Origin of the sequence: Tyzzerella sp. An114, from assembly GCF_002161055.1 — a bacterium.
In the GTDB taxonomy this organism is placed as follows: domain Bacteria; phylum Bacillota; class Clostridia; order Lachnospirales; family Anaerotignaceae; genus Fimicola; species Fimicola cottocaccae.
Map to the genome: position 1 here is coordinate 1 of NZ_NFLT01000004.1, position 16668 is coordinate 16668.

The window sequence follows — 16668 nt, forward strand, 5'->3', positions numbered from 1 at the left end:
TGCTGACCACGAATAATTATTATACACGCTTTCTGATAAATGTCAACACTTTTTTTAACTTTTTTTCAAAATATTTTAAAATATGCCATTTTCTATTATTTTCTTCGGCGTATATAAAGTTATTATACCATTGTTCTTCTAAAAATACAATATATTTTTAATGGTTTATCACTATTATTTCCCCATATAAAATAATTATTCAATAAATTTACTCTGAAGCATATTTTACAGTTAAATTTACATATGATATATGTTCTTTCATTGCTGCTGAAGCAGTTCTATAATCTTTTGACTTTACAGCATCAAGTATTTTACCATGAAATTCTATTGTCACATCAATAGCTCTTGGATTTTTTATTAAAGATTTCCTTAATGTACTTCTTATACTTTTTTCAAAAGATTCTCTTGCAGCTAACATTGTATTTATAATTAAATTATTATGGGAAGCATAACAAAGCATAATATGGAAAGATGTATCATAATCTACAAATTTATTTATATCACCTTTATTAGCAATCATATTAATATAACATTCTTCTATATTTTTTATATCATCATCATTAGCTCTTTTTGCCGCATAACTTGCAGACTCACTTTCAAGCATAACACGAAACTCAAGAAGGTCATTAAGGTCAGAATTAGCCACAGTAAAACTAAAAGGGGCTATACTCACTATATTTTCAATAGGAACTACAAATGTACCCGCTTTAGACCTTCTTATAAATCCCAAAACAGCTAAAGCAGTATAAGCCTCTCTTAATGTACTTCTTCCAATTCCAAGCATTTCACTTAAAACGTTTTCATTAGGTAAAACACTATCTGGAGGAAGTTTTCCTGATAATATAAGCTCCTTAAAACGTTCAAACAAAGTTGTTGCTATATCTTTACCTAAATCATTTTTCAAAAAATCAACATACTCATTTATTGAATTTTTCATTATAATCCTCCCAAAAATATAGACTCTTTTTGTTATGTTTCGTAATATGATACTATCAAATGGTTTTTTTAAAGTCAATACGAATAAATAAATAAAAAAACACTTTATTTTATAGCAAAATAAAGTGTTTTTTTAAATTATCTAGATTCTATATTTTTATACTCTCTTCTAGGTGCTACATTCATATATGCTGGTCTTATAATCTTTCCTGCATTTATAAGTTCTTCTATTCTATGAGCACTCCAGCCTGCAATTCTTGATATTGCAAATATAGGAGTATAAAGCTCTAAAGGAAGGTCCAACATAGAATAAACAAAACCACTATAAAAGTCGATATTAGCACTTACACCTTTATAAATCTTTCTCTTTTCAGCAATAACCTTTGGAGCAAGTCTTTCAACCATAGAATAAAGACCATATTCCTCTGTTCTTCCCTTTTCCTGAGAAAGTTTCTCTACGAATGAAGCAAATATTTTTGCTCTAGGGTCTGATATAGAATAAACAGCATGACCCATACCATATATAAGACCTGCTTTATCAAAAGCACGTTTTTCCAAAAGTGCTGTAAGATACTCACATATTTCCTCTTCGTCTTTCCAATCCTTAATATTCTTTTTCATATCTTCAAACATCTGTACAACCTTTATATTTGCACCACCATGTTTTGGACCTTTGAGAGAACCGAGAGCAGCTGCAACAACAGAATATGTGTCGGTTCCCGATGAAGAAACAACATGTGTTGTAAATGTAGAGTTATTACCACCGCCATGTTCTGCATGAAGAACAAGGGCAACATCAAGTATTCTAGCTTCAATATCTGTATATTTACCGTCTGGTCTAAGCATAGCAAGTATATTTTCAGCTGTTGAAAGTTCTGGTTTTGGTGGGTGTATTATGAGACTTTTTCCGTTATAGTAATGATTGTATGTATTATATCCATAAACACTTAAGATAGGGAACATAGCTATAAGCTGAAGGCACTGTCTTAATACATTTTCGATTGAAATATCATTTGATTTTTTATCATAAGAGTAAAGAGTCAAAACGCTTCTAGCAAGAGCATTCATCATGTCATCACTAGGAGCTTTCATTATAACATCACGAGTAAAACTTGTTGGAAGACTTCTATATTTGACAAGAGTTTTATTAAATTCTTCAAGCTGTTCACAAGAAGGAAGTTCACCAAAAAGGAGAAGATATACTGTTTCTTCAAAACCGAAACGTTTTTCTTTTATAAATCCAGAAACAAGTTCTTCAACATCAAAACCACGGAAATAAAGTTTTCCTTCACAAGGAACTTCTTCTCCATTTATAACTTCTTTTGATTTTATTTCTGAAATTTCAGTAAGACCTGTAAGGACACCTTTTCCATTAAGGTCTCTAAGACCTCTATTTACTTTGTATTTAATATAAAGTTCCTCATTTATATAGTCATTTGTCTTACAGAGAGATGCCAATTTTTTAATATCATCTGTTATTTCGGAATAATCGAATTTAACAGGTATACTGTAATCATTGTAGTTATTCATATTTATATCACTCTCCTTATAATACTTAACAATAAATAAACTTCTGTTTGAGATATAATACCATACAAAACAGACATTTGTCTATGCAATATAATATACGGTAAAAATCAGAAACAGTTTAAAAATTAAAAATACCTCTTTTTTAAAAAAAGAGGTATTTAAAAGCTTGTGTTTTAAACTTATGTATTTTTTATATTTTTATTTTATAGATTTCTGTTTTTTACCTGTTCTAAGTATAAGAATTACATAAATAACAGTTATAACAATACCTGCTATATAAGCAATATTCATTGGAATATTAAAACCAATCTTTGCATTTAAAATGAAAGATGAAATTATGAAACAGTAGAAAGCACCTGGAATTATTGAGCAGATGAAGTTTCTTCCGTTTTTGTAAAGATAAACAGTAATCATAGCAAAAGCGAATATAGCTATTGTCTGGTTACTCCATGCAAAGTATCTCCAAAGAATATTAAATCCATTTGCATTAAGTTTTGCAAATATAAGTATAGCAGCAACAAAAACGAATATTACAGCTGATAATATAATACGGTGTGATTTTTCTTTCTGGTCATAGTGAAGATATTCAGCAACCATAAGTCTTAATGATCTTAAAGCTGTGTCACCAGATGTAATAGGAAGAACAACAACACCAAGAAGAGCTATAATACCACCGATAGAACCAAGCATATCTTTTGCAACAGTACCAACAACAGCAGTTGCTCCAGGGATTGCAGAGCCTTCTGGAAGCATTGTATATGTACCCATAGCAGCAGCAGCCCAAATCATAGCAATGAAACCTTCAAGAATCATCATGTAATAGAAAGTCATTTTGCCTTCTCTCTCGTCAGTAACTGAACGAGCAATAAGAGTAGCCTGTGTTGAGTGGAAACCTGAAGTAATACCACAAGCAACAGTTACAAAGAATATAGGTAAAATAGGGTCTTTATTAAGACTCATCCACCAAACTGGTTCATCGCCTATACCTGTAAGAGGATATCCTTTGACAAATATACCGCCGAATATGCCGACAGCTGATAAAAGAAGAATGATACCGAAAATAGGATATATTCTACCAATAATTTTATCTATTGGGAATAATGTAGCTACTAAATAATAAATAAATATAACTGCGTAAACAATCCATACAGTAGGGTTAGAAGCTGAACCATCCTGATTAAGAATTGATGTTACAAAAATATCTCCAGGTGTGTAAATGAAAACAGCACCAACAAGGAGCATTAAGAGACAAATAAAAATATTATAAACCTGGAAAGTACCATTTCCAAGATATTTACCTATAAGAGCAGGCATCTGAGCACCTTTTTCTCTTATAGAAATCATACCACTCATATAGTCATGAAGAGCACCACTAAGTACACAACCTATTGGTATAATAATAAATGCCACAGGTCCAAAAAGAATACCCTGAATAGGTCCAAATATAGGGCCAGTACCGGCAATATTAAGAAGTTCGATTAAGCTGTTTTTCCATTTGTTCATAGGAACAAAGTCGATGCCGTCATTCATTGTAATGGCGGGAGTAGGTCTGTCATCCGGTCCAAACACCTTATCACAAAAAGCACCATATAAAGCACCGCCCACAAAAAGGATAACAAGACCGATTATAAATGTAGTCATATTAATACACCCCTTTTTCTGATTAATTACATTTATAAACTAATCATTTAAACAATCCAAATATCATCAAACAAAAATTTTTATATAAAATAAAAATTAAACACAAGCACATATTTTTTATTATAAAAAACATTTGTTTTGTGATAATAGACTGTTAATTTAAGTATATGCATTTAATCACATTTTTTCAAGCAAAATATAAAATTCGCCATATTTTTTGTGCATATTGTACACTTGTTTTTATAAAAAAACAACAACTTCAATATATTAAATTTTTACCCAAAAATCATTGAAAACCTTTAAAAAACGGTATATCATTTTAAAAAATGCTTTAAAAAGGAGACATAATTATATGTGTAATAATATTAAAAATATATGTTCTACGTCAACCGATATACGTGTACGATATGCCGAAACTGATGCAATGGGAGTTGTGCACCATGCAAATTATTATGTATATTTTGAAAGGGCAAGAGAAGACCTTATAAATGCTTTTGGAATTAGTTATTTTGAAATGGAAAGCCTTGGAGTTATGACTCCTGTAATAGAAACTCAATGCAGATATATAAGCCCTGCAAAATATGGAGATATAATAACAGTAAAAACAAACATGGAAAAACTTACTCCTGTAAAATTTGAAATAACCTATGAAGTATCAAGAAAATCAGACGAAACACTTTTAGCAACAGGTAAAACATTAATGGCTTTCATTGATAAAGAAAACTTCAAACCTGTAAATTTAAAAAAATTTAGACCTGAAATATGGGAAAAATTCAACTCAAAAAATTAAATAAAAAAAGACTGTCTGTTTAAATTACAGACAGTCTTTTTTATATTAAGCTCTCATTATTTTTGAATATTCTTCAGAATTCATATCGGCAGTAATAACACCGTTTTCAATAACAACAATTCTATCAGAAACATCTCTAACAAACTTCTCATCATGGCTTATTATAAGTATCCCCATACCATCTTTAGCAAGGTCACGTATAATTTTAACAATATCCATAACAAGAGCAGAGTCAAGAGCAGCCGTAGGCTCATCAAAACATAATAATTTAGGATTTGTCACACAGCTTCTAGCAATAGCCACACGCTGTTTCTGACCACCTGAAAGCTCAAAAGGTTTATTGTTAAGTTTATCTCCCATATCAAGTCTTTCAAGTATTTTAATAGCCTTTTTATCAGCTTCCTCTTTTGACATTTTATAAACCTCAGTCAAAGCAAGAGTCACATTTTCAAGTACAGTAAGATGAGGGAAAAGGTGATAATTTTGAAAAACCATTCCCAAACTTTTTCTTATCTCATAGAGTTCTTTTTTTGTGGCACGAACCATTGTACCATTCTCCTCCATACAGAGATATTTCCCATCAATCAATATTGTACCTTTATCACAAGTTTCAAGACCCATAATACATCTTAAAACCGTAGTTTTTCCTGCACCGGATTTACCTATTATAGAAATTATTTCTCCAGGGTTTGCCTCAAGACTAACACCTTTAAGGACATCTTTTCCCCCGAAAGATTTGCATAATCCATCAGCTTTTAAAAGCATTTTACACCTACTCCTCATAAATAACTTTCTTTTCTACTTTTTCAAGAATTTTTGTAATAACAAATGTCATAACAAGATACATTATAGCAGCAACAACAAAAGGAATAAGAGTTACATCTCTATTGGCAATACCTTTTGAAAGTTTAAGAATATCATTAAGACCTATTATATATACAAGTGATGTATCTTTTACAAGAGTTATTATCTCATTTCCAACAGCAGGAAGTGTTCTTTTAAAAACCTGAGGAAGTACAATTTTCATATTAATCTGAAAAGGAGTAAATCCAAGTATAGAAGCTGCTTCTCTCTGTCCTTTTTCTATGGACTGTATTCCTGAACGGAATATTTCTCCAAAATATGCCGCATAATTAAGCACAAAAGGCACATAGGCAGACATAAGTCTGTTACTTCCAAGACTTATACCTATAACAGGAAGTCCAAAGAATACAAACATTATCTGGAGCAAAAGAGGAGTTCCTCTCAATGCCCATATGTAAAATTCTGCAATTTTTCGCACAACAACATTTTTAGAAAGTCTGCAAAGTGCGACTACAATACCAAGGGGTATTGAAAATATAATACATACTGCAAAAACTTTAAGTGTTACTTCAAGTCCTGCACCTATTTGCACAAAATAATTTAAAATACTGTCCATTACCTGTGGTTTCCCTTCTAGTTACGAATTTAAAAATTTACAAATTTTTATAAACAACAAATTATTTAATGATGTCATCACCAAACCATTTTTCTCCTATTGCTTTTGTTGTTCCGTCTTCTTTAAGAGCGTCCATAGCTCCGTTTATAGCTTCAACAAGGGCTGTATCATCTTTTCTTGCACCAATTCCGTATTCTTCCTCACCAAAGTCCTCATCAAGTATTTTGTACTTTTCAGCACCTTTCTGAGAAATATAGTATTTTACAAGAACTTCGTCAGCAACAACAGCGTCACTTCTTCCAGCTTCAAGGTCTCTTAAACACTGGTCATTTGTCTCAAAAGTTACAAGCTCAGCAAAAGTATCTTTAACTTCTGGTTTTCCTTCTATTGCATCAACAGCACTTGACATATCCTGAGCAGCAACAGTTTTTCCTGCAAGGTCTGCAATACTATTTATATCACTGTCAGCCATTGTAACAACAATCTGTCTATTTTCAAGATAAGGGTCTGTAAAGCTTACAACTTCTTTTCTTTCATCTGTTATAGTATATCCATTCCATAATAAATCTACTGTGCCATTATTAAGCTCAGTCTCTTTCATTGACCAATCAATTGGCTGGAATTCAAAAGGAATGCCAAGTTCTTCAGAAACAGCATTTGCAAGTTCAACGTCAACACCTGTAAGCTCACCATTTTCATCTCTAAATCCCATAGGAGCAAAAGTATCATCAAGACCAACTATTATTTTATCATAATCAAGAGTAGCTTCGCCACTGTTTTCTCCTTCTGTTGAAACATTTTCATTGTTTGAATTAGTATCTTCTGTTGATGAACTGTTTCCACATCCTGCAAAAACAGCTACTGCCATAACAGCAGTTAAACCTAAAGCAAGTATTTTCTTTTTCATAAAAAATTCCCCCTAAAAAAATAAATATTATGTATTATGTTTATATTAATAATCATTAATGTTATATTACATTATCACATTAGTAGATTAAAGTAAAAATACATTTCTGTCAAGGGCATAAATGAAATTAGCAGTAAAAACTATTGACTAAACTAAAAATAATACCTAAAATAGAAAAAGATTATGTTTCCGTAGCTCAGTAGGATAGAGCGACCGCCTCCTAAGCGGTAGGTCGCAGGTTCGATTCCTGTCGGGAACATAAAAAAAGCCGAAACCATTTTTATAGTTTCGGTTTTTTTTAATTTTAATAATATTTATTTTTATAAAATCTATATGCAAGTAAGCACAAAATTATTTGAACAACAGATGAAATAGGTGTACTTAATCCTATATGAAATAATGTAGCTCCTTCAATATTACTCATCAAAAAAACCACAGGAATTCTAACACAGAAAGCACCAAAAACACCTTGTAACATAACAAATATTGTTTTTCCACAACCATTAAAATATCCTATAAAACAGAATAAAATAGCAGTCAACAAACAATCAATGGCATAGGCTTTCAAATATTCATGGGCAAAAGCGATTACCTCAATTTCATTAGAAAAAACAGAAGACAATAAAGAACCACCAAAAAATGCTAAAGAGCCCATAATAAAACCAGCAACCAAAGCTGTTTTTATACCATAAAACAAAGATTTTTTTGAACGTTCAAAATTACCAGCACCATTATTTTGTGCAACAAAGGCAGAAATAGACTGCATATATGCTGATGCAACCAACATAAGAAATACACAAACTTTTTCTGCAACACCTACTGCTGCCGACTCCATAACTCCCATACTATTTACTACTACCTGTATAAACAAAAAAGAAAACTGAACTAATAACTCTTGTAATGCAATAGGAGTTCCAATAAATAATATTTTTTTGACACAACTACTATCAAAAGTTATATATTTTTTTGAAAATGAAAAAGGCAACTGTTTTTTACTTATAAAATAAAAAGAAACAAAAACACTTATAGCCTGAGCAGATACAGTAGCAATAGCAGCACCACTAGCTCCCATATTAAACACAGCAACTAAAATTAAATCACCAACAATATTAATTATACAAGCTATAACAACTGTAATTAAAGGTGTTTTGGAATCACCAATACCACGAAAAATTGCACCTATAACATTGTAAGCAGTAATAAAAACTGTTCCTATACCACAGATTTTAATATAATTGCTTGTCTGTTCAAAGGCCTCTTTTGGAGCGTGCATAGCTTTAGCTAAAGCACTACTAAAAGGCACTATTAACAGAGTAATAATAATTGCAATAACTGCAAAAATGGCAATACCTGCACCTATACCTTTTCCAGCCTGTTTAGGTCTATTAGCACCTATACAATCTCCAACAAAAACAGTAACACCCATTGTAAGACCTGTAATTACCATTGTAATCATATTAAATAACTGGCTACCGGAAGCAACTCCCGACTGTTCATAGGTTCCGGCAAATTTACCTACAATTATAAGGTCAGCAGCCCCATACATTGCTTGTAAAAAAAGTGCTAAAAGTACAGGAAAAGCAAATGAAATAAGTGATTTTAATATATTACCCTCAACTAAACTTCCTCCACTAACTGATTTCATAGTATATAGTATCCTCCTTAAAAAAATAAACTTGGTTTTATGTAATTAAAACTAAATCTTAATTTTTTAAATTTTTATCTATCCTCCTTCTTTAATAAAAAAAGCTGGATAAGAAAACAGGAATTTCACCTGCCATCTTATCCAGCTTATAACATTAAATGTTATTTACCCTCCGATGAACGATAAAATGATAACAAATAAAAATTTTTATGTCAATAAAAAACACTATAAATCAGTTATACATAAAATATATAAAAATCCAGACAAAAGAAAATAACCTTTGAATAATGTTTCTTTACACAAAATTCAAAGGTTATTCTCTAAACTGTCCTGGTTCTAACATCTCCACTGGAATATCTCCTTTTCTTTTTCAGGTTTTATTTTTTATTCTTTCTTTAATTATAATATATTTTTTATTTCAAGTATAATTGATTTTTAATGAATACTAATATTTACGGTATCACCATTCACCACTTAATCATATTATCTATATATTTATTATAATACATTATGTTAAAAATAAGATATAAAAAATAAATTGTTTAAATCGCTTTTAACAATGTACGTATTTCACAAATACTTCTGATTTAAAAACCTGTTTCGATTCTATGCTTATTTAAGGTGCATAATACTTTAGGTAAATTAAAACCTCTTGGCTTTTTCAGTTAAACTATAAGGAATACGATTTTTAAATAGTTAATTTGAATTAATCACATTGTTTTTTTAGCGGTTTCCTCCTTTATAGATTGTTCCGGATTAAGATTAATTAGAAACTAATTTCTTTACACTAATTCCTACACTTTTCCTTTACAATATATAATTAAAGATAATGTTGCAAATCATACAAATTCAATATTAAATTTTAAATAGAATTTAATCTCGGAAAATTAACAATCATTATAAAATTATCCCTGGGAATTGTTTAATAAGATTAAAAACTCAAATAAAAAACTTTTATTATTGTGAATTTGTTCTTTAATTTGCTTTCTTTATCTTGTCTCTATTATATAATAGTTATAATAAAATGTCAACAACTTTTTAAAAAATTATTTAAAATTTATTTTAAAGATATATTGTATCTACAAAAATACAATTTAAGTGATATTATGTACATAAACAACCAATAAAATATCATTTTAAGTGAAAAATCACTTTATTTTAATATATGATGCATAATTGTATTTATAAAAAAACAAAAAGACCTATAAAGGTCTTTTTATAATATCTCTTTCAATTTATTTAAGTCATCGTAATATGTATCTTTAAGACTTCTATTATATATTATTGCAGCTGGATGATATAAAGCAAATATCTTTTTACCATCATGCTCTGTTATTTTTCCGTGATAATCTCCTATAACAGCTTTATTATCATCAAGAACTGCTCTTAAAGGTGTGTTTCCCAAAGTAACTATAATATCAGGTTTTATACTTTCAATTTCTTTCATTAAAAAAGGAGAAAAGAACTCAATTTCACTTTTGTTAGGTGTTCTATTTACAGGTTTTCCAGTTTTAGCACTTAAATTAAAAGGACGTATTTTAACAACATTTGAAATATATATCTCCTCACGTTTAAGACCAACAATTTCAAGAAATTCACTTAAATTTTTTCCGGCTTTACCTACAAAAGGTCTCTCTTGTTTTTCCTCGTCTCCTCCAGGAGCTTCTCCAATCATAAATATTTTTGCCTTTTCAGTACCTTCTCCAAATACAATTACTCTATCAGAATAATCAGACTCTTTAACTTTTTCAAGAAGTTCATTCTTTATATCTTCAATATTCATAAGCAAATTTCCCCTTTCTGTTTATAACATAACATATTTTTCCACAAAATACCTGTTGATAAAATATTTTTCGCCAAAAAACTTAACATTATATATCCAGTTTCAAAAAACATTGATTTTACAATATTTTTAGTATCTAAAATATTATATTTATAATAACTATATAGTATTATCCATAAGTTATTAACATTATCCACAGAATACCTGTTGATAACTTTATTGTTATCAAAAAACCTTATATATTCTATATTTTTAATATATATGTTTTATATTTATTTAAAAATAAATACTTATGTTTACTTTTTTATACAAATTATAACACATATAATTATATATTTTTACTATTTTATACATTTTAAATCAATTTTAAAATACTATGTTTTTACAACTATAAAAACTATTTATCCACAGCATTTCTGTTGATAATGTTTAATTATAATATGCCATACATAACAATAGAAGAAATAATTCCACCTATAAATCCCCCTATATGTCCCATATTATCAACACCAGTTTCAACAAATCCAAGCATAATATTTATAGCAACAAGTATAAGCATTGTTGAGTAATTTATACCTTCAATACTCTTTTTATTTCTTTTAGAAGTATATAATATACAAGCGATAAGACCAAATATAGCACCAGAAGCACCAACAGATATTCCTCCACCAACTAAAAAACTTAAAATACTTCCACATATTCCTGAAAAGAAATATATTACTCCTGTTTCAAATGTGCCATAAAATCTTTCAGTCATACCACCAAATATATAAAGTGAAATCATATTTTGAGCTATATGAATTAAATCAGAGTGTATGAACATACAAGTAAATAGCCTATAAAATTGATTATACAATCTTATATAATAACTACTGTTTCCAAACATATTAATAAACTCATCTCTATTTCCTGTAATCATCATAACAGCAAATATAATTATATTTATCAACATAAGAGATTTTGTAAAAATAATATTTTTATTTCCAACAGATTTTTTAATTTCTCTATTAATTTTATTATTATTTTGAAAAGGTAAACACTTTTCAATATTTATTATTTTATCAGGCTGATTATTGCCTGTATATAATCTTTTTTCAGATAAATCATATATCCACCATATATTATAGTGCCCTGCCTCAGGATAAAATTCAAGAGATTTTAAGAACTCAATTTTTTTATCATCAATATTTTCAGTAAATATAATATTTAAGCAAACAGCACTTTTACAAAAAAATGGGGCAAAAGTTGTGTTTAAAAAGCCATAAATTTTCTCTGAAAAATCACATTTTTCATTTATATATAAATCAAAATCAATAAACTCATCACTTGTAATACTTACAGTATAAAAAACAGGACTGTCAGCTTTTATAAAATATCGTTCATCAAAACTGTGCTGTGAAAATTTTATATTAGTTTCCGAAAACCCCTCTTTAATAATATTTCCACAAAATTTATCAATATACTGTCTCATAAAAAATTCCTTTCTGTATATAGAAAAAACTCATTGAACAAAGTCCAATGAGTTTTTAGAATAAGAAACGGGGATTTCTTATTCCGGGAGTGATATATACTTTAAAATTTAAAAGGATTGGGGATATGTGAAATAAATTTTCCACAATACCCTTTTTTATAGTATCATCTATAAGGCATTTAGTCAACAGCCTTATTTTAAATAATAGCATTCACAGCAATTATGGCAAAAATCCCCGGTATACCCAAAAATCCTGATAAAACCAAAGTAACAATATTTCCACCTATCGAAAATCCTGCTGTATTCATCAAAGTGAATATAAAATAACCAATAGCTCCATTTAATAAAAATCTAAATATAAATTTAAAAACTCCCGAAAATATAACCCCAACAAGTATTATAAAGCATACAATAATCATAAGCTGTATAAGATTGTCAGAATTCAAAATACTACACACTCCCCCTATTTTTTATTTTTTATTTTTTATCTTTTCCATCTTTTCTTTGGCTCTTTTTTAAACACTTCCGCAGAAACACCGTATTTTTTGGCAAGCCGTAAAAAATACTGGTACTTTTTATTTAGGGATATAATTTCATAAATATAACTGTCAATCAAAATTTCATCAGTAGACATATCAAAATTCATTTTCGTTTTGACAAGCTGTAATTTTATTTTTTCTATCTCTCCAAGTATTTCACTTTCTGTAAATGAAATGCCTTCTTTTTTATCTTCAAGTATTTTTTCGGCTGTCATAAATATCCTCCTTTGAGACCTTTCATTACTCTTTTATAAAAGTATAGTCAAAAATGGTAAAAATTATGCCCCTTGTCCGTTAATTAATCATAAATACAATAAAAAAAGCCGGAGTAAATATTACTCCGACTTTATATTTTAAATATATTATTTAATTACAGTCATATTATTGTCTTTAAGAACAACGTCATGAGCTCCACCCTCAACAATACTTGTTGCAGAAACGAGAGTAATTTTAGCTTTCTTCTGAAGTTCAGGGATAGTTAAAGCACCACAGTTACACATTGTGTGTTTAACTTTGCTAAGTGTAAGATTAACGTTGTCTTTAAGTTTTCCAGCATAAGGAACATAAGAGTCAACACCTTCTTCAAAGGCCATTTTCTTATCTCCACCAAGGTCGTATCTCTGCCAGTTTCTAGCTCTGCTTGAGCCTTCACCCCAGTACTCTTTCATATAACTTCCGTTGATATTTACTTTATTTGTAGGGCTTTCGTCAAAACGTGAGAAGTATCTACCAAGCATAACGAAATCAGCACCCATAGCAAGAGCAAGTGTTATATGATAGTCATAAACAATACCACCATCAGAACAGATAGGAATATAAATACCTGTCTTTTCATAGTATTCATCTCTTGCAGCAGCAACTTCTATAACAGCAGTAGCCTGTCCACGTCCAATACCTTTCTGTTCTCTTGTTATACAGATAGAACCGCCACCGATACCAATTTTAACAAAGTCAGCTCCAGCCTCAGCAAGGAACATAAAACCTTCACGGTCAACAACGTTTCCAGCACCAACTTTAACAGTGTCACCATATTTTTCTCTTATGAAATCAATAGTTATTTTCTGCCACTCTGAGAAACCTTCTGATGAGTCAATACATAAAACGTCAGCTCCAGCCTCAACAAGAGCAGGAACTCTCTCTGCAAAGTCTCTTGTGTTTATACCAGCACCAACAACATATCTTTTTGATGCATCAAGAAGCTCATTTACATTTTCTTTGTGTGAGTCATAATCTTTACGGAATACCATATATACAAGATGCTGATTTTCATCAACGATAGGAAGGGCATTAAGTTTATGGTCCCAAATAATGTTATTAGCTTCTTTGAGAGATGTTCCCTTTGGAGCAACAACAAGTTTATCAAAAGGAGTCATGAACTCTTTTACTTTTACACTTCTTTCCATACGGCTTATACGATAGTCACGGCTTGTAACAATACCTATAAGTTTTCCAGTAGCTGTACCATCTTCAGTAACAGCAACAGTTGAATGACCTGTTTTTTCTTTAAGGTCTAAAATATCCTGTAAAGTACATTCAGGTTTTATATTTGAATCACTTACAACAAATCCAGCTTTGTATGATTTTGCACGAGAAACCATAGCAGCCTGACTTTCTATTGACTGAGAACCATATATAAATGAAATACCGCCTTCTTTTGCAAGGGCAACAGCCATCTTATCATCTGATACAGACTGCATAACAGCAGAAACCATAGGTATATTCATTGTTATAGCAGGTTCTTCACCTTTTTTAAATTTAACAACAGGTGTCTTAAGACTTACGTTTGTTGGAATACACTCTGATGAAGAATATCCCGGTACAAGAAGATATTCATTAAATGTACGGGAAGGTTCGTCGTAATAAAATGCCATTTTAAAACTCCTCCTTTAGATATATAACTATAAAAATTTTAAAAATTAAATCACGTTTATATTTTTAATAGTTTATCACTAAATTTGATAATTTTCTATAAATAAATTATCTCTTAATGTGATTAAGGCAATTTTTTGCTATTATGCCTATTAAAGCCCCTGTTATGATACCAGAAATTATAAGTATAGGCATATAAATTGATAGATTTGTCTTCACAACAAGACTTGCAACGACAATCTGACCAATATTATGGCATATTCCACCCAATATGCTGACACTGTATATATTAAACTTAAAAATATTTTTAGCTATAACCATAACAGTAAAGCTTAAAATTGCACCAGCCATACTATATAAGAAACCTGAAAAACCAGAAAACAGCAAACCAGAAATAATAATTCTTATTATTGATATACCCAAAGCTGTTTTATTTCCAAAATAATACATAGCCATAACAACAATAACATTTGCAAGGCCAAGTTTGACACCGGGCACAGGTATAGGAATAGGTATCATCATTTCAACCCAACCCATAATTATTGCAAGACCGGCAAATATTCCATAGTATGCTGTTTTTTCACTACTTTTCATAATACACCGCCTTTTATAAACTCAAATAAAATTTTTTAGTTTGCCACAGTGTCAATATTATTATCATCATTACTTCGTATTTCAATTATAACTTTATGTGGCAAACATATTATTTTTTCACCATTTTTATTTATTTTTTTCTGATTTACACAATGTTTATCAGGGCAATCCGCCTCTATAACATCAGCATATCCATCATGTATTTTAAGAACATTGTAATTATCTCCGTTTTTTATTGTATATTCAATATCTTCCGACAGAGAAAATTTCTCACTTTCAACACCATCAATAATTAAAACTGCAACATCACCTTTGTCATTTTTCCCGAAAGTAAAGACAAAATAAGATATTACAGCAATAAAAACAAGTGCAAATATTAAAATTAAATCTCTTTTCTTCATGCAAATCAGTCCTTTTATAATAATTTAATATGTTATATAATACATAATCATGTTTGGTTTTGAAAAGTATAAAATTAAAAACTTTAATGGAGGTAAGAAATGAAAAAAACACTGACATTGATTTTTACAGCATTATTATGTTTTTTCATAATATCCGGCTGTCAGAAAAGTGACAACACAAATGGTACAGTATATAATCCCCCAGTATCATCAACATCATTTATGTTTGATACGGTAACCAATATAACTATATATTCAGCCAAAACAGAAGACAATCCAGAAGAAATACTAAAAGATGTGACAAAAATATGTAATGACCTTGAAAATAAACTTTCAAAGACAATAGAGGAAAGTGATGTAAATCGTATAAACAAATCAAAGGGAGAAGCTGTTGAAGTTTCTGATGAGACAGCAGAACTTATAAATCTTTCAAAAAAATACTCTGAACTTTCAAAAGGTGCCTTTGATATAACAATAGCTCCTCTTTCTGAAGTTTGGAATTTTCAAAATGAAAACCCAACTCCACCTTCAGATGACGAAATAAACACTCTATTAACATCTGTGGGAATGGATTTTATAAATATAGATGGAAATACTGTCACAAAGACAAATCCTGATACAGAAATAGATTTGGGAGGTATAGCAAAGGGATATATTGCCGATAAAACAGCTGAATATTTAAAATCAAGAAATGTAACATCAGCACTAATAAATTTTGGTGGAAATGTTGTAACAATAGGCTCTAAGCCTGATAACACACCTTTCAAAATAGGTGTACAGAAACCTTTTGCAGAAACAAATGAAGTATGTGGAGCTGTATCATCTAAAGACGGAACAATAGTAACATCAGGTACATATCAGCGTTATTTTGAATATAACGGTGAAAAGTATCATCATATATTAGACCCAAAAACGGGAAAACCTTCAAACAGTGGTCTTTTGTCAGTAACAATAGAAGGGACAAAATCCGCTGATGCAGATGCTCTTAGTACAGCTTGTTTTGTATTAGGTCTTGATAAAGGAATGGAGCTTATAGAAAGTCTTGATGGTATAGAAGGGGTATTTATAACAGAAGATTATGATATAGTTACAACCAAAAATTCAACATTTGAAAAATTATAAAAATAAAAGGCGTAATTTAT

General features: G+C 29.9%; 16 protein-coding genes and 1 tRNA gene. 3 read left to right on the forward strand and 14 right to left on the reverse strand.

Annotation, left to right across the window (positions count from 1 at the left end; translation table 11 throughout):
- Positions 1-208 precede the first annotated feature (208 nt).
- The 3 genes from B5E58_RS04520 to B5E58_RS04530 form a co-directional block, all read right to left on the reverse strand.
- On the reverse strand, positions 209-937 hold the full coding sequence (locus tag B5E58_RS04520; protein WP_088108508.1) for a FadR/GntR family transcriptional regulator: 729 nt from the start codon (positions 935-937) through the stop codon (positions 209-211).
- 137 nt (positions 938-1074) lie between these two features.
- The gene (locus tag B5E58_RS04525; protein ID WP_088108509.1) at positions 1075-2466 is read right to left on the reverse strand and encodes a citrate/2-methylcitrate synthase; all 1392 of its coding nucleotides are present in this window, start codon (positions 2464-2466) and stop codon (positions 1075-1077) included.
- 198 nt (positions 2467-2664) lie between these two features.
- Complete coding sequence (locus B5E58_RS04530; protein WP_088108510.1) at positions 2665-4107, reverse strand: carbon starvation CstA family protein; 1443 nt, start codon at positions 4105-4107, stop codon at positions 2665-2667.
- A 352-nt stretch (positions 4108-4459) separates the two neighbouring features.
- Between B5E58_RS04530 and B5E58_RS04535 the strand changes: the two genes are divergently transcribed.
- Positions 4460-4897 (forward strand): acyl-CoA thioesterase, encoded by a 438-nt coding sequence (locus tag B5E58_RS04535; protein ID WP_088108511.1) that lies wholly within the window; start codon positions 4460-4462, stop codon positions 4895-4897.
- Between the two features lie 45 nt (positions 4898-4942).
- Here the strand turns inward: B5E58_RS04535 and B5E58_RS04540 are convergent, their stop codons facing one another.
- The 3 genes from B5E58_RS04540 to B5E58_RS04550 all read right to left on the reverse strand — a co-directional run bounded on the left by B5E58_RS04540 (position 4943) and on the right by B5E58_RS04550 (position 7224).
- Positions 4943-5662: an amino acid ABC transporter ATP-binding protein gene (locus tag B5E58_RS04540; protein ID WP_088108512.1), complete on the reverse strand. Its 720-nt coding sequence runs from the start codon at positions 5660-5662 to the stop codon at positions 4943-4945.
- A 7-nt stretch (positions 5663-5669) separates the two neighbouring features.
- On the reverse strand, positions 5670-6317 hold the full coding sequence (locus tag B5E58_RS04545; RefSeq protein ID WP_088108513.1) for an amino acid ABC transporter permease: 648 nt from the start codon (positions 6315-6317) through the stop codon (positions 5670-5672).
- 61 nt (positions 6318-6378) lie between these two features.
- A complete protein-coding gene (locus B5E58_RS04550; RefSeq protein WP_088108514.1) occupies positions 6379-7224 on the reverse strand; it encodes an amino acid ABC transporter substrate-binding protein in 846 nt (281 codons plus the stop codon).
- Between the two features lie 185 nt (positions 7225-7409).
- On the opposite strand from B5E58_RS04550, the gene B5E58_RS04555 reads away from it, so the two are divergent.
- A tRNA-Arg gene (locus B5E58_RS04555) sits at positions 7410-7483 on the forward strand.
- Positions 7484-7528: 45 nt separating this feature from the next.
- Here B5E58_RS04555 and B5E58_RS04560 read toward each other — a convergent pair.
- The 8 genes from B5E58_RS04560 to B5E58_RS04600 all read right to left on the reverse strand — a co-directional run bounded on the left by B5E58_RS04560 (position 7529) and on the right by B5E58_RS04600 (position 15526).
- The gene (locus B5E58_RS04560; RefSeq protein WP_088108515.1) at positions 7529-8869 is read right to left on the reverse strand and encodes an MATE family efflux transporter; all 1341 of its coding nucleotides are present in this window, start codon (positions 8867-8869) and stop codon (positions 7529-7531) included.
- A 1216-nt stretch (positions 8870-10085) separates the two neighbouring features.
- A complete protein-coding gene (locus B5E58_RS04565; RefSeq protein ID WP_088108516.1) occupies positions 10086-10652 on the reverse strand; it encodes a uracil-DNA glycosylase in 567 nt (188 codons plus the stop codon).
- 433 nt (positions 10653-11085) lie between these two features.
- The gene (locus B5E58_RS04575) at positions 11086-12123 is read right to left on the reverse strand and encodes a rhomboid family intramembrane serine protease (RefSeq protein ID WP_088108518.1); all 1038 of its coding nucleotides are present in this window, start codon (positions 12121-12123) and stop codon (positions 11086-11088) included.
- A 197-nt stretch (positions 12124-12320) separates the two neighbouring features.
- Entirely contained in the window at positions 12321-12569 is a 249-nt protein-coding gene (locus B5E58_RS04580; RefSeq protein ID WP_088108519.1) for a pro-sigmaK processing inhibitor BofA family protein, read from the reverse strand.
- A 38-nt stretch (positions 12570-12607) separates the two neighbouring features.
- Complete coding sequence (locus tag B5E58_RS04585) at positions 12608-12877, reverse strand: DUF2508 family protein (RefSeq protein WP_088108520.1); 270 nt, start codon at positions 12875-12877, stop codon at positions 12608-12610.
- A gap of 147 nt (positions 12878-13024) precedes the next feature.
- A complete protein-coding gene (locus tag B5E58_RS04590; protein WP_088108521.1) occupies positions 13025-14533 on the reverse strand; it encodes an IMP dehydrogenase in 1509 nt (502 codons plus the stop codon).
- A 106-nt stretch (positions 14534-14639) separates the two neighbouring features.
- Positions 14640-15125 carry a Gx transporter family protein gene (locus tag B5E58_RS04595; protein ID WP_088108522.1) on the reverse strand — a complete coding sequence of 162 codons (486 nt, stop codon included), beginning with the start codon at positions 15123-15125 and terminating at the stop codon, positions 14640-14642.
- A gap of 35 nt (positions 15126-15160) precedes the next feature.
- Positions 15161-15526, reverse strand: coding sequence for a NusG domain II-containing protein (locus B5E58_RS04600; protein ID WP_088108523.1), 366 nt, complete (start codon positions 15524-15526; stop codon positions 15161-15163).
- Positions 15527-15625: 99 nt separating this feature from the next.
- On the opposite strand from B5E58_RS04600, the gene B5E58_RS04605 reads away from it, so the two are divergent.
- A complete protein-coding gene (locus B5E58_RS04605) occupies positions 15626-16648 on the forward strand; it encodes an FAD:protein FMN transferase (RefSeq protein ID WP_088108524.1) in 1023 nt (340 codons plus the stop codon).
- Positions 16649-16668: the final 20 nt, after the last annotated feature.